Genomic DNA, 13,782 nt, shown 5'->3' on the forward strand with positions numbered 1-13,782 from the left:
GACGATTGTGAGTGTTCCGCGAGGCCGGCGCCGTCGGCAGCAAGGGCGCGGCCCTCGCCGAGGGGACGTTGCGCGGTGCGGGCGGCAGGGACCGGGCGGCGCATGAGCCAGCCGTACTCCCGCCTCATCGACACCCGGCTCGCCACGCTGCTCGACGGACTTCCGGCTGTCAATATCGAGGGCGCCCGCGGCGTCGGCAAGACCTGGACGGCCTCACGTCACGCGCGGACCCTCATCGCCGTCGACGACCCGGACGAGCGCGCCCAGCTCGCGCACCTGGGGAGGCGCTTCACCGCGTCCCTCGACTACCCGGTGGTCCTCGACGAGTGGCAGCGGCTGCCGGAGACCTGGGACAGGGTGCGGCGCGCCGTCGACGACGACCCCGCACCGGGGCGCTTCATCCTCACCGGCTCCGCCTCGCCGGCGCAGGCGCCCGTGCACACGGGGGCCGGGCGTATCGTCAACATCCGCATGTGGCCGCTCAGCCTGGCCGAGCGCTCCCTGGAAGCACCCACCATTTCACTGGCGGCCCTGATAGCGGGGGACGGGACGGGCGCCATCGAGGGAAGCACTCCGATCGACCTGGGCCGGTACGTCGATGAGATCCTCCGCTCCGGCTTCCCGGGCATCCGCGACCTTCCGCCCGTCGCCCGCGAGGCACAGCTCGACGCCTACCTGGAGCAGACCGTCCGCCACGACCTGGCCGACGGGCGCGCGCGGCGCACCCGGACCCTCACGGACTGGTTGCGCGCCTATGCCGCCGGCGTGGCGACCACGGCCTCCTACGGCTCGATCGCCGCGGCCGCCACCAGCAGAGAGGGCTCTACGCCCGCGGCCTCCACCACGCGCCAGTACCGCGACCTGCTGGAGGAGATGTGGATCCTGGAGCCGGTGCGCGGCTGGAGCCCCTCCGAGAACGACTTCAAACGACTCACCACGAGTGACAAGCACCAGCTGTGCGACCCGGCTCTGGCGGCGCGCCTCCTGCGCACCGGGGCCGCCGGCCTGCTCGGTGTGGGCAGGCCCGCCCAGACAGCCCTGAAGGGGGTCTCCAGGCGCACCCGGATGCTAGGCCCCCTCTTCGAGTCCCTGGTCACCCAGAGCGTCCGGGTCTACGCCTCCCTGTGCGACGCCGCCGTCCACCACCTGCGCGACAAGGGAGGCGAGCACGAGATCGACCTCATTGTCGAGGGCCCCGACCGCCGCGTCGTCGCCATTGAGGTCAAGGCCTCCGCCGCGCCACGACCCGGAGACACCCGCCACCTGCTGTGGCTGCGCGAACGGCTGGGAGAGCGCCTGGCCGATGCCGTCGTCGTCACCACCGGCAGCCACGCCTACCGCGACCGGCACGGCATCGCCGTCGTTCCCGCCGCCCTGCTCGGCCCGTAGCCCCCGCCGATCGCTTACTACGCTCCTTTGTCCCTTACTACGCTCCTTTTCCTCGTACAGTAAGGAACAAAGGAGCGTAGTAAGCGAGAAGAGGGCGCGGCGGGGCGCGCTCACAGCCACAGATCCCGGCGCCGCCGGGCACGCCCCGCCACCTTGGGCGGGAAGAAGTCCGCAATCCGCCGCACCAGGCGCTCGGGGGCGAACAGCTCCTTCCACTCGGTGCGCCCCACCGTCCAGCCGCCGCGCCGCAGGGCCATTTCGCGGGCCTTCTCCGCCCGCAGGTCCTCCGCCGTCACCAATTTGCCGTAGCCGTCGAACTCCAGGTCGACCGCCTCCTCCACGAAGCCCAGGTCGAGGTAGTACACATGTCCATCCTCATCAACCCAACGCAGCTGGGTCACCGGCTCGGGCAGCCCCGCCGCGGCCGCCGCCCACCGCAGCACGCTCTCGCCAGGCGACTCGGCGAAAGGGTCCGCCAGGGCGACCGCCGCCCGGGCACGGCGCTTGCCGTTGCGCTGCCCCTGCTCCTCAACCATGCCGGCGAGCTTTGCGCGCGCCTGCGCCAAGTCCATCTCGCCGTTGCAACGCCGGGTGAAGCGGTCGGGCCGGCACACCTGCCGCAGGGCGGCGTCAATGATCGGGAGGGACTCGCGCACCGGCATGTCGAAGGCGCAGTCGACGGCGGTGCGCAGCGGCGTCGTCACGCGCAGCCCGCTCACGACGACGATCTCCCCCTCGCGCGGCGCCACGAGGGAGCGCGCCACCGACACCGGCCGGGCGGCGGGCGCGCTGCCCGGTCGGCCGTAGGCCACGCCCGGGAGAGGACGAGTGGTGCGGGACCGGTTGGTCTCAACGGCGACCCGTATGCCGGGCTCCTGCTCGATCGGGGACAGCCCCTGGACGACGGCGGCCGCCTCATGGGTGAGGGCCAGCGCGGAGGGGTAGGCGCGCAGGGCCGCCTCGCAGCGGGCGAGGGTCACCATCTCCTTGAGGCGCCATAGCGGCGTGCCCGCGGGGGCCCTCACCATGTAGGCACCGCGGCTCACGCGGATGAGATCGTCACGCCCGGAGAAGTCGCGGTCGTTGCGGTCGGCGGTGTAGAGGACCTGCGGGGGCTCGGGCGGGACCGGGTAGCGCTGCATGGTTCCAGGCTCACCGCCGGACGCCGCGTGCGCGAGCGGCGCCGTCGAGCCCTGTGGACGGGGCCGTCGCGAGCCGTGACTGTGGAGCCCCGCCCCCACCGATCGCTTACTACGCTCCTTTGTCCCTTACTGTACGAGGAAAAGGAGCGTATGGCTGGAATTAAACAAGATCGGTGTGTGATGGTGTGATTGGGAGGTGCTCGAAGTCGTAGTCGAAGGTGCGGTTGGTGATGTAGGCGGTGAAGGCCGCGAAGGTGTTCTCCGGGGTGTCGCGCTGGAGGTTGGCGATATTGTTCTTGGCGGCGTTCCACACGTGTTCTGTGGGATTGTGGTCTGGGGCGTAGGGGGGCATGTAGATGGGTGTGATGCGCTCCAGAGCCTGGCCGGGGGCGTAGAGGTCGGTCAGGGCCTTGGCGTGGTGGAACCTGGCGTTGTCCAGGACGACCGCGATCTTCTTCCCCTCATCGGTCTCGCGCGCCAGGCGATCCATCATGAGGGTGATCTGCTCGGCGTTCTGGTTTCCCTCGATGGGGTAGATCCTCATTTTCTTGGTCGTCAGACTCAGTGCCCCGAAGAACGACCGGCTCGCCTTCTTGCGGTCCACGTACAGCCTTGTTCTCTTTCCCTTGGGAAGCCACATGCGCCGGGTCTCGGCCTCGTGCTCGACGCGGACCTCGTCGACGGTGTAGACTTCCCAGCCTTCTTCCAGCAGATCGTTGACCTGGCGCCGGATCTCGGCCATCCGCCTGGCAATGGCCTTCTCGTCGCGGCGCTTGTCGAACGGGTCGGGGAGCCTTGAAGGTCATGCCCAGAAAGCGCATGAGCAGCCGATAGGAGGACTCGGACCTGTACTCGACTCCGAACTTGATCTGCACGACGTCCTTAAGGGCCGGGACGTCCCAGAAACCGGCTTTGACGCCTGCCTCCGAGGGCGGTCTACTGAGAATCTCCTCCAGCTCCTCCTTCTGCGCCCGCTTGAGCTTTGCCGCATTCTCGTTGCCGGCGTGACCGGTTACCACGGAGCCCATCCTGTATCTCCGCCATTCTGACAGCCACTCACGTACCGTCCCCTCGGCCCGCTCGACCATCTCCGCGATAATATCCAGGCCGACGCCGCGGGCAGCGTACACAATCGCCTCCGCCTTCATTCTCACCAGCCTGTAGGTGTCCGAGCGCTTCTTCCACCTGATGAGGATGTCCCGTTCCTCGTCCGTCATGTCGATCTGCATGAGATTATCTTATACGAGGTGCTCCGCAGACGCCAACCAGGAATCCCGCAGCAGCTGCCCCAGAATGCCATTTTGTTTAATTCCGGCCATAGTAAGGAACAAAGAGGCGTAGTAAGCGAGTCAGGGGCGCGGCGAGCTCAGCGCGCCGCCCACCAGGAGCGCAGCGCCTGGCGCGCCATCTCCTCTCCCAGCGGCCCCTTCTCCATCCGCAGGTCCAGCAGGAAGCGGTAGGCCTCGCCCACCACCGGTCCGGGCTCCACCCCGAGCTCGTCCATGATCTGCGCCCCGTTGAGGTCCGGGCGGATGGCGTCGAGCTCCTCCTGCCTGGCCAACGCGGCGATGCGCGCCTCGAGGTCGTCGTAGGCGGCATCGAGCATGCGGGCCTTGCGCCTGTTGCGGGTGGTGACGTCCGCGCGCGTGAGCCGATGGAGGCGCTCCAGCAGCGGCCCGGCGTCGGCCACGTAGCGCCGCACCGCCGAGTCCGACCAGGCGGCGTCGGCGTAGCCGTGAAAGCGCAGGTGCAGCTCGACCAGCCGGGAGACGTCCTTGACGGTCTGCCTGTCGAAGCGCAGCGCGCGCAGCCGCTTGCGGGTCATGCGGGCGCCCACGTGGTCGTGGCCGTGGAAGGTCACGGTGCCGCCCGGCAGGAAGCGGCGCGTGGCCGGCTTGCCGACGTCGTGCATGACCGCTGCCAGGCGCAGTACGAGGTCGGGGGCGGGCACCGGTCCGTCGGGCCCCGTCTCCAGGGCCATCGCCTGGTCCAGCACCGTCAGGGTGTGCTCGTAGACGTCCTTGTGCCGCCTGTGCTCATCGACCGTCTCGACCAGGGCCGCCAGCTCGGGCAGGACGACGTCGGCGACCCCGGTGTGCACCATGAGCTCGAGCCCGCGGCGCGGCCACGGCGAGATCAGCAGGCGCTCCAGCTCGGCGCGCACCCGCTCGGCCGAGACGATCTCCAGGCGCGGCGCCATCTTCTCCATGGCGGCCATGACGTCGGGCTCGACGTCGAACCCCAGCTGGGCGGCGAAGCGGGCTGCCCGCATAATGCGCAGCGGGTCGTCGTCGAAGGACTGCACGGCGCTCACGGGCGTGCGCAGCACCCCGGCGCGCATGTCGGCCAGCCCGCCGAACGGGTCGACGAGCTCGAGGTCGGGAAGCCGCAGCGCCATGGCGTTGACGGTGAAGTCGCGGCGAGTCAGGTCGCCCTCCAGGGTGTCCCCGTAGACCACCGCCGGCTTGCGGGAGCCGACCTCGTACTCCTCGGTGCGGTAGGTCGTCGCCTCCACGATCGTCTCGCCCTTGCGCGCCCCGATGGTGCCGAACTCCTTGCCGATGTCCCAGCAGGCGTCTCCCCAGGCGCGCAGGATCCTCTCGGTCTGCTGGGGGCGCGCGGAGGTCGCGCAGTCCAGGTCGTGGGGGACGACGCCGAGGAAGGCGTCGCGCACCGGCCCGCCGACCAGCGCGAGCTCGTGGCCGGCGCGGGCGAATATGTGCCCGAGCGCCGCCAACGACGGCGGCAGCGTGCGCAGGGCCTGGCGCGCCGTGGGGGTCAGGCCGGCGGCATCGGGGGCCTCGTCGAGCAGCGCGTGGGCCGCGGGGCCGACGGGGACGGCGGAGGCAGCGGGAGCCCCGCCCGACAGGGCGGGCGAGCCGGGGCCGGAGGACGAGGCGGCACCAGGGGCGGAGGAGGCGGAGGGAGCGGCGGGATGAGTCATTGGTCTAAGCCTGCCACGCGGACTCCCCGCGAGCACCCGAACGGCGCCCACCCAGTCGAACCGCCTAGAGTGTCCTCATGCCCTCTCACCGCGCTCGCAAGCCCCGCGCTGGCTCATCGCCGCGGCGCGCGAGTGCGCGTTTCCTGCCGGTGGTCGATGAGACCAGCGCCGGCGGGCTCGTGATCGACGTCCAGGGCGGGCGGGCGGTCACCGCCGTCATCGCACGCCGCAATCGCGGCGGACGCCTCGAGTGGTGCCTGCCCAAGGGCCACCTCGAGGGCAGTGAGACCGCCGAGGAGGCGGCCGTGCGCGAGATCGCCGAGGAGACCGGCATCTCCGGCCGCGTCCTGCGGCACCTGGCTACCATTGACTACTGGTTCGCCGGTGACGACCATCGTGTCCACAAGGTCGTTCACCACTTTCTCCTTGAGGCGATCAGTGGCAGCCTCACCACGGAGAACGATCCGGATCACGAGGCTGAGGAGGTTGAGTGGGTGAGCCTGGACGACGTCGCCCGCCGCCTGGCCTATCCCAACGAGCGGCGCATTGTCGCCGCTGCACGCGAGATTCTCGTGGGGGACGGGTGATCCCGAACAAGCTCCGTCGCCGTCTCTCCCGCTCCCGGGCGCGCCTGCTGATCGCCCTGGTGACAGCGGTGACCGCCTCCGCCGCCCTCGTGAGCCCTCCTCCGAGCACCGGCGCCACCGTGACGGACGCGGCGAACGGGCCGGGTATGACGGAGCTGTCGCTCGCCCCGGCCGCCCAGGCCACATCGACCGCTCAGCCCGACGCCGCGAGCACCGCCGCCCCGACGACCCCGCCGGCGAAGGCCCAGATGATCGACGGCCAGGCGACGCTCTCGGTGGACTCCCTGGCCCCCGAGGTCATCACCTCCGGGCAGGACCTCACCGTCTCCGGCACCATCGCCAACGGCACCGGCGACGCCCTGGAGGGCCTGTCAGTCACGGTCCAGATGGAGGGCTCCACAGAGGTGACCGTCACCGGCCTGGAGTCGTGGCTGGCCGGGGAGCGCGACTCCGCCATGCGCTCCGTCCACCAGGGCGACCTCGGCGAGAGCATCGCCTCCGGCGAGGTCAAGACCTTCTCCGTGACCATCCCCGCCGACAGCCTCCCCCTCGGTGACGAGCAGCAGTGGGGCCCGCGGGGTCTGGAGGTGACGGTGTCCAAGGGCCGCACCGCCGTCGCCCAGGACCGCACGCTCCTCGTGTGGGACACGGGCACCAAGGCCGGCCGGTCGCACGTGACGACGCTGATCCCGGTGACGGCCTCGACCGGGGACCTGGAGCTTCTGACCGCGGGCGCCGAGCCGCCCGCGGACGCCGCTCTGGCGGGCCTGCGCAAGCGGATCACCTCCCTGCTGGAGTTCGCCGGCGACGGCGTCGTCCTGGCGGTGGACCCGGCGCTGCTGGAGGCCCTCGGGGTCACCAGGGAGACGGTGGCCGCCGCGACGCCCTCGCCCGCGCCCTCCCCGAGCCCCTCCGCCACGGGCGACGAGACCGGTGACGAGGAGAGCCCCGCGCCGACGTCGTCCCCCGACTCCTCCGAGACGCCCTCGGCGAGCCCCTCGCCCGGGCAGTCCGCAGGGCCGTCGGCCACCGCCTCCCCATCGGACTCCCCGTCCCCGTCCGACAAGCGGCCCGGCCAGGCCCTGACCAAGACGCTCGTTGAGGCCGTCGCGGCCGGCGACGTCGTCGCCCTGCCCTGGAGCGACGCGGACATCGCCGCCCTGACCCACCTGGGGGAGACCGACCTGCTCGCCGACGCCTACAGCCGCACCGAGGGCTCCCAGACCGTTGCGGCGGGCGCGCCCGCGTCGCTGGCCTGGCCGGCCGGCGCCCTGGACTCGGCGACGCTGGACGCACTGCCCGACTCCGTGCAGACCGTCGTCACCGACCCAGGGGACCTGCCGGTGGAGGAGGACCTGACGTACACGCCCTCGCAGGTCACCAGCGTCGGCTCGCGCACGGTGCTGACGCCCGACGCGAACCTGTCCGACACCCTCGGCGGCACGCTGGTGACCGACGAGTCCTCCACCGACCTGTCGAGCCTGGACGCCACCCAGCTGCTGCGCGCCGAGACGGCGATCATGACGCGCCAGGCCCCCGCGCTCAGCCGCTCCGTCGTCGTCACCCTCAAGCGGAGTGACGCGGCCGGCATCGACACCAAGGCGCTCGCCGAGCGCCTCAAGGCGCTGCGCGAGTCCTCCTGGACCTCGCCCCAGGGGCTCAGCGCCCTGACCGCCGAGGCCGCCGCCCAGCAGGACGAGGGAACGAAGGTGCACCGCGCCGACGCGCCCGACTGGGTCGTCGGCGACCAGGAGGCCTCGGCGGCCGACCTCGCCGCCGCGCGGGCGACCCGGGACTACCTCAGCTCGGTGACCTCGATCCTGCCCGATCCGCAGGCGGCGATCGGCTCGGCCTCCGATGTCGTGGCGCGCACCGCCTCGGCCGCATGGCGGTCCGATCCGCCGGGCCGCACGTCCATGGCGGAGTCGGCCCGCGAGCGCGGCGCCGCGGTGACCGCGAGGCTCACGGCGATGCCCTCGCGGACGATCAACCTGATCGCCGCCGAGGCCAACCTGCCGGTGCGCATCACCTCGTCCCTGAACCAGGACGCCACCGTCGTCGTGCGCGTCCTGTCCGGCTCGGCGCGCCTGCAGACGATCAAGGACGTCATCCTCACGGTCCCGGCCGACGGCCAGACGACCGCCACCGTGCCGGTCAGGGCCGTGGGCAGCGGAGACGTCAACCTGACCATCATGCTGCTGGCCAACGACGGCACCGCCGTCGGCGCCCCGCAGACCATCCACATGCGCGTGCACGCCGACTGGGAGTCCAGGGGCACCCGGGTCATGGGGGCCGGACTCGTCATCCTGCTCGTCGGCGGCATCGTGCGGACCGTGCGTCGCGGGCGGCGCACGACAGCGCCCCACCGCGTCGAGGAGAAGACATGAGCGGCAAGGACAACAGCTCGTCGATCGCTCGTTCGAGCGCCGTCATGGCGGCCGGCACGCTGGCCAGCCGCCTACTGGGCCTCGTGCGCAACGCCCTGCTGATCGCCGCCCTGGGGGCGACGGCGTCGGGCGCCGCCGAGGCCTTCAATATTGCGAACAACCTGCCCACCCAGCTGTACAACCTGGTGATCGGCGGCGTGCTCAACGCGATCCTCGTCCCGCAGATCGTGCAGGCGCTGCGCCGGCGCAACGGCGAGGAGCTCGTCAACCGGCTGCTGACGGCGGCCTCGGCCGCCATGGCCGCGGTCTCGGCCGTGCTGACGGTGGCGGCGCCGCTGGTCATTATGCTCTACGCCTCGGGCCTGGACCAGTGGCAGCCGCTGGCCTTCGCCTTCGCCTTCTGGTGCATGCCGCAGATCTTCTTCTACGGCCTGTACGCCCTGTGGGGGCAGGTGCTCAACGCCCGGTCGAGCTTCGGGCCCTACATGTGGTCCCCGGTGCTGAACAACGTCATCTCGATCGCCTCGATCATGGCCTACCTGCACATCTACGGCCGCTACACCACCGGCCAGAGCCCGGAGATCTGGGACGCGGGCCGCATCGCCCTGATCGGGGCCACGACGACGGCGGGCATCGCCATCCAGGCCCTCATCCTCTACATCCCCCTGGTGCGCTCGGGCTTCCACCCGCGCTTCGTGTGGGGGATCCGCGGCATGGGCCTGGGAACGATGTCGAAGGTGGCGCTGTGGGCGCTGCTGGGCACGGCGGTGGTCTCGCTGGGGGATATCGCGACGGCGAACCTGGGCGCCCGGGCCGTCACCGAGGCCTACCTGCCGCAGTACGACGGCGTCGTCGTGCCCTCCAAGACGCTGTACGACAACACCCAGCTGGTCTACATGCTGCCGCAGTCGCTGGTGACGACATCCATTATCACCGCCCTGTTCACGCGTATGAGCGAGAAGGCCGCCGCCGGGGACCGCCGGGGGGTGCGCGACGACCTGTCGCTGGGGCTGCGCAGCGTCGCGGTGTTCACCATCCTGTTCGCCGCGGGCATCGGGACCCTGGCCACGCCCTCGCTCCAGCTCTTCGTCCCCTCGCTGTCCCTGGCCGAGGCCACCGCCGCGGGCCCGATCCTCACGGTCCTGGCCGTCGGCATCATCTTCCAGGGCATCTGGTTCACGACCCAGCGCGTCATGCTGGCCTACGCGGACACCAAGCGGCTGCTCCTGGCCGACACCGTCGTCGGCATCGTCCCGGTCATCGTCTGCCTGGCCGCCTACGTGCTGGCGCCGGCCAACCACTGGATGACCTGGGCGGCGGTGGGCTCCATGCTCAGCCAGGTGGGCGGCTCGGCGATGGTGATCCCGCTCATCAGACGGCACCTGCCCGACCTCGACGGCCCCCGCGTCATCGCGACCTACGCCCGCCTGCTGGCGGCGGCGGTGCCGACGGTGCTCGTCGGGGCGGGCATCCGGGTGATCCTGGGCCCGGCCGACGGCTCCCTGACCGGCACCAGGCCGACGGACGCCATGGTCACCGTCCTCGTGGCGGCCCTGTTCATGACGGTCACCTACCTGGTGGCGGCGCGCCTGCTGCGTGTCGAGGAGCTCGGTGTGCTCTTCGTCCCACTGTCGCGCATTGTGGCCAAGATCGGGCGGCTCCTGCCGGGGAGGGCGGGCGAGGCGGTCCTGCACCTGGCCCACGTCCTGGCGCCGACCTCCGCCGACCGCGCGGGCACCGAGCTTCCGCCGTCGTACCCGCCGGCCTACCGCCCCATGCTGCGGGCCGTGGACGCGCCGCGCCCGGCGCCCGCCCCGCCGCCCGCGGTTCCGGCCCCGCCGCCCACGGTCGCGGACCTGGCCGCCCAAGCGGCCTCTGTCCGAGCACTGACGCCCGGTACACTCGCTCCACACGCACTCATGCTCTTCGGCACGGGAGGAGGCAACCTCATGACGGATGCGACCCCGATCGGCACCGGGCGCTACGCACTGGCCGCCACCCTGCCCGCGACGCTCCCACGGGTGGTCCGCCACGTCGGGCGGGACACCATTCTCGACCGCACGGTGACGATCCTCATGCTCACCGACGCGACTCCCCACCGGGCCGAGGTCCTGGAAGCGGCCAGCCGCGCCGTCCTGGTGGAGGACCAGCGCATTCAGCGGGTCTTCGACGTCGAGAAGGATCACCCCGCTTTCATCGTCACCGAGCCCGCCGACGGGCGCCCCCTGTCCTCCCTGGTCAGCCAGGGCCTGGACGCGGCCCAGGTGCGCGCCATCGTCGGCGAGGTCGCCCAGGCGCTGGACGCCTGCTCCCGCCGCGGCCTGCACCACCTGAACCTGTCCCCGGAGGCCGTCCGGCTGCGCTCCGACGGCACCGTCCAGGTCACCGGCGTCGGCATCGAGGCGGCCATCCTCGGCCTGGACCCTCACGGCGCCGGCGACGAGGGCGACGACGCCGACCCGCTGGAGGCCGACCGCACCGACGCCCGCGCCCTGGTCGAGCTGCTCTACTACGGCCTGACGAAGCGCTGGCCGGGCAAGCGCGCGGGGCTCCCCTCGGCCCCGACGACGTCGGACGGGGTGCCGGTGCCGCCCTCCATGCTGGCGATGACCATGAGTCCGGACGACGCCGACCTCGACGAGCTGGTGGCCCGCGCCTGGTCCGCCGCCGGGCCGACGTCCGCGGCCGAGGTCGCCAACGCGCTTGGGACCTGGGACGCCTCGCTCCTGTCGCAGGCGGTCTCGGAGGCCGCCTCGCCGTCGTCGCCGGACGCGCCTGATGCCCCGCGCGGGGTGCTCTCGCGCCTGCGCCGGGCGACCGGGACGCGCCCGGACTCATCGACCGCGGCCGTCGAACCGGACTCAGACGACTTTCAGACGGGCGCGGACACCCAGGCCGCCGCGGTCGCCCAGGCGCCCCGGAGCTTCGCGCCGGCCGCCACCCAGGCCGCCGCGCCGCCGCCGGACCCCGCGTCGCCGGCCGGCGCCATGGCGCCGGCCGTGGGGCAGGGCGGCGCGCAGAGCTGGACGCCCGGTGCCAGGCCCGCCCCCGCGCCGCCGGCGAGCCCGCCGCTCACCACGGGCGAGGCCCTCCGCGCCGAGGAGGAGGAGGTCGCGCGCTCGGTGTCGCGCACCACCATGGCGATTATCAGCGGCATGGTCGTGGTCATGCTGGTGGGCGTCATCTACGCGGTGCACAGCATTCTCGGCCTGTTCAACCTGCCTTTCTTCGAGCCCGACATCCCTGCGGCCAGCACGCTGCCCACGCCGGTCGAGCAGCAGGACGAGCAGACCAGTGAGCCCTCCAAGGTGCCCATTACGATCACCGGAGCGCGGGCGGTCAACGAGACCGGGGGGGAGGGGGACCATCCCGAGAACGCGGGCAAGACCGTCGACGGCGACCCCTCCACGACGTGGGAGTCGCAGCACTACAGCACCTCCAAGTTCGGCAATCTGAAGGGCGGCACGGGCATCGCCGTGACCCTGGAGCAGGCCGCCGAGGTCTCGGGCATCGACATCCAGGGGACGGGCGGCGGCGGCTACGTCCAGATCCGGGCCACGAGCCCGGAGGACCCCACCGGCGGCACCATGCTGGCCGAGGGGGCCTTCACCTCGGGAACGACGAGCTTCGACTTCACGCCGACGTCCACCCAGTCGATCGTCATCTGGGTGACCGAGCTACCGACCGCCTCGGACGGCCAGCCCAAGGTGAGCGTGTCGGAGATCACTCTTAAATAGGCATATCTTAGGGAACATCTGTTTTTCATGGACTGTTCTATGACTCGCAAGGCATCCGCGCCTCGCGGGCCCCATTCGTCAGTGTCAGGAGAGTCATGATCCACGACGTCGTCATCGTCGGTTCCGGCCCGGCCGGGTACACCGCCGCGATCTACGCGGCACGCGCCCGGCTGCGCCCCGTGGTCCTCGCGGGCTCCGTCACCGCAGGGGGCGCGCTCATGAACACCACCGAGGTCGAGAACTACCCGGGCTTCATCGAGGGCGTCATGGGACCCGACCTCATGACCCGGATGCAGGAGCAGGCCGAGCGCTTCGGGGCCGACATCCGCTATGAGGACGTCACGGCCCTCGAGCTCACCGGCGACGTCAAGCGCATCACCACCGACGACGCCGTCTACGAGGCCCGCGCCGTCATCATCTCGACCGGGTCGGAGTACCGCAAGCTGGGCCTGGAGGACGAGGACCGGCTGTCGGGGCACGGCGTGTCCTACTGCGCCACCTGCGACGGCTTCTTCTTCAAGGACCAGCCGATCGTCGTCGTCGGCGGCGGGGACTCCGCCATGGAGGAGGCCCTGTTCCTGTCCCGCTTCGGCTCCTCGGTGACAGTCGTCCACCGCCGCGACGAGCTGGGCGCCAGCGCCGTCATGGCCAGGCGTGCCCAGGAGGACCCGAAGATCGACTTCGCCTGGAGCTCCAGGGTCGTCTCTCTCAACGGCCTGGACGCCCTGGAGTCGGTGACCCTGGAGCACGTGGCCACCGGGGAGCGGCGCGACATCCCGGCGGCGGGCCTGTTCGTGGCCATCGGGCAGGTCCCGAGGTCCGAGCTGGTCGCCGGCGTCCTCGAGCTCGACGACGCCGGCTACATCGCCGTCGAGGCGCCGTCCCAGCGCACCGCGGTCCCCGGCGTCTTCGCCTGCGGCGACGTCGCCGACCCGCACTACCAGCAGGCGGTCACCGCCGCCGGCTCCGGCTGCCGCGCGGCCCTGGACGCCGAGCACTACCTCGCAGCTCTCACCGCCTGACCATTCACCCGACTTCTCTGGAGGAGAACCATGTCCAACGCTCTTGCCGTCACCGACGCCACCTTCGAGTCCGAGGTGCTGGCCTCGGAGGTGCCCGTCGTCATCGACTTCTGGGCCGAGTGGTGCGGCCCGTGCCGCCAGATGGCGCCGGTCGTCGATGAGGTCGCCGCCGAGCTGGGCCCGCGGGCCAAGTTCGTCAAGGTCGATGTGGACGCCAACCCGGCCACCGCCGCGTCCTTCGGCGTCAGCTCCATCCCGACCTTCGCCGTCGTGAGCGGCGGGAAGGTCGTCCACCGGTTCTCAGGCTCGCGCCCCAAGGGCTCCTTCACCAAGGAGGTCAGCAAGGCGCTCGGCTGATCCGCCGGCCCTCCGCACGCCCCGCTCGCCCGACCCGGAGCGGGGAGCGGGGCGTGCGGGGCCGCTGTTCTCGACGGCGGCCCCGCACGCCCGTCTGCGCCCCGGAGCCCGGCCGAGGCGGGCGCCGTCGAGACCCGGCGCATCGGTGTGGAGCTCGGCTCGCATGCGGGTCCGCTATAGACTCGGGGCGGCCGCACACCGACGACGCGAAGGCACG

Annotated in this window: 9 protein-coding genes and 1 pseudogene; 6 read left to right on the forward strand and 4 right to left on the reverse strand. The window is 71.6% G+C overall.

Annotation, left to right across the window (positions count from 1 at the left end):
- Positions 1-102 precede the first annotated feature (102 nt).
- A complete protein-coding gene (locus AIF0345_RS16400; protein ID WP_285296761.1) occupies positions 103-1,389 on the forward strand; it encodes an ATP-binding protein in 1,287 nt (428 codons plus the stop codon).
- Between the two features lie 110 nt (positions 1,390-1,499).
- Here the strand turns inward: AIF0345_RS16400 and AIF0345_RS16405 are convergent, their stop codons facing one another.
- The 4 genes and pseudogenes from AIF0345_RS16405 to AIF0345_RS16420 form a co-directional block, all read right to left on the reverse strand.
- Positions 1,500-2,531: a hypothetical protein gene (locus AIF0345_RS16405; protein ID WP_285296762.1), complete on the reverse strand. Its 1,032-nt coding sequence runs from the start codon at positions 2,529-2,531 to the stop codon at positions 1,500-1,502.
- A gap of 160 nt (positions 2,532-2,691) precedes the next feature.
- Entirely contained in the window at positions 2,692-3,273 is a 582-nt protein-coding gene (locus tag AIF0345_RS16410) for an IS630 family transposase (protein ID WP_285296763.1), read from the reverse strand.
- 49 nt (positions 3,274-3,322) lie between these two features.
- Positions 3,323-3,760, reverse strand: a pseudogene (locus AIF0345_RS16560) (IS630 family transposase); the annotation flags it as partial.
- 137 nt (positions 3,761-3,897) lie between these two features.
- Complete coding sequence (locus AIF0345_RS16420; RefSeq protein WP_268917690.1) at positions 3,898-5,475, reverse strand: CCA tRNA nucleotidyltransferase; 1,578 nt, start codon at positions 5,473-5,475, stop codon at positions 3,898-3,900.
- A 77-nt stretch (positions 5,476-5,552) separates the two neighbouring features.
- On the opposite strand from AIF0345_RS16420, the gene AIF0345_RS16425 reads away from it, so the two are divergent.
- From AIF0345_RS16425 to trxA, 5 genes are all read left to right on the forward strand, one after another.
- On the forward strand, positions 5,553-6,062 hold the full coding sequence (locus AIF0345_RS16425) for an NUDIX hydrolase (RefSeq protein ID WP_043560200.1): 510 nt from the start codon (positions 5,553-5,555) through the stop codon (positions 6,060-6,062).
- Positions 6,059-8,449 (forward strand): DUF6049 family protein, encoded by a 2,391-nt coding sequence (locus AIF0345_RS16430; RefSeq protein WP_285296764.1) that lies wholly within the window; start codon positions 6,059-6,061, stop codon positions 8,447-8,449. The genes AIF0345_RS16425 and AIF0345_RS16430 overlap by 4 nt, the downstream gene beginning before the upstream one ends.
- The gene (locus AIF0345_RS16435) at positions 8,446-12,186 is read left to right on the forward strand and encodes a lipid II flippase MurJ (protein ID WP_043560197.1); all 3,741 of its coding nucleotides are present in this window, start codon (positions 8,446-8,448) and stop codon (positions 12,184-12,186) included. Before AIF0345_RS16430 ends, AIF0345_RS16435 begins: the two co-directional genes overlap by 4 nt.
- 95 nt (positions 12,187-12,281) lie before the next feature.
- Entirely contained in the window at positions 12,282-13,208 is a 927-nt protein-coding gene (gene trxB, locus AIF0345_RS16440) for a thioredoxin-disulfide reductase (protein ID WP_285296765.1), read from the forward strand.
- A gap of 30 nt (positions 13,209-13,238) precedes the next feature.
- Positions 13,239-13,565, forward strand: a complete 327-nt coding sequence (gene trxA, locus AIF0345_RS16445; protein ID WP_043560190.1) for a thioredoxin — start codon at positions 13,239-13,241, stop codon at positions 13,563-13,565.
- Positions 13,566-13,782 lie beyond the last annotated feature (217 nt).

Source organism: Actinomyces israelii (assembly GCF_030253495.1).
Taxonomy (GTDB): domain Bacteria; phylum Actinomycetota; class Actinomycetes; order Actinomycetales; family Actinomycetaceae; genus Actinomyces; species Actinomyces israelii.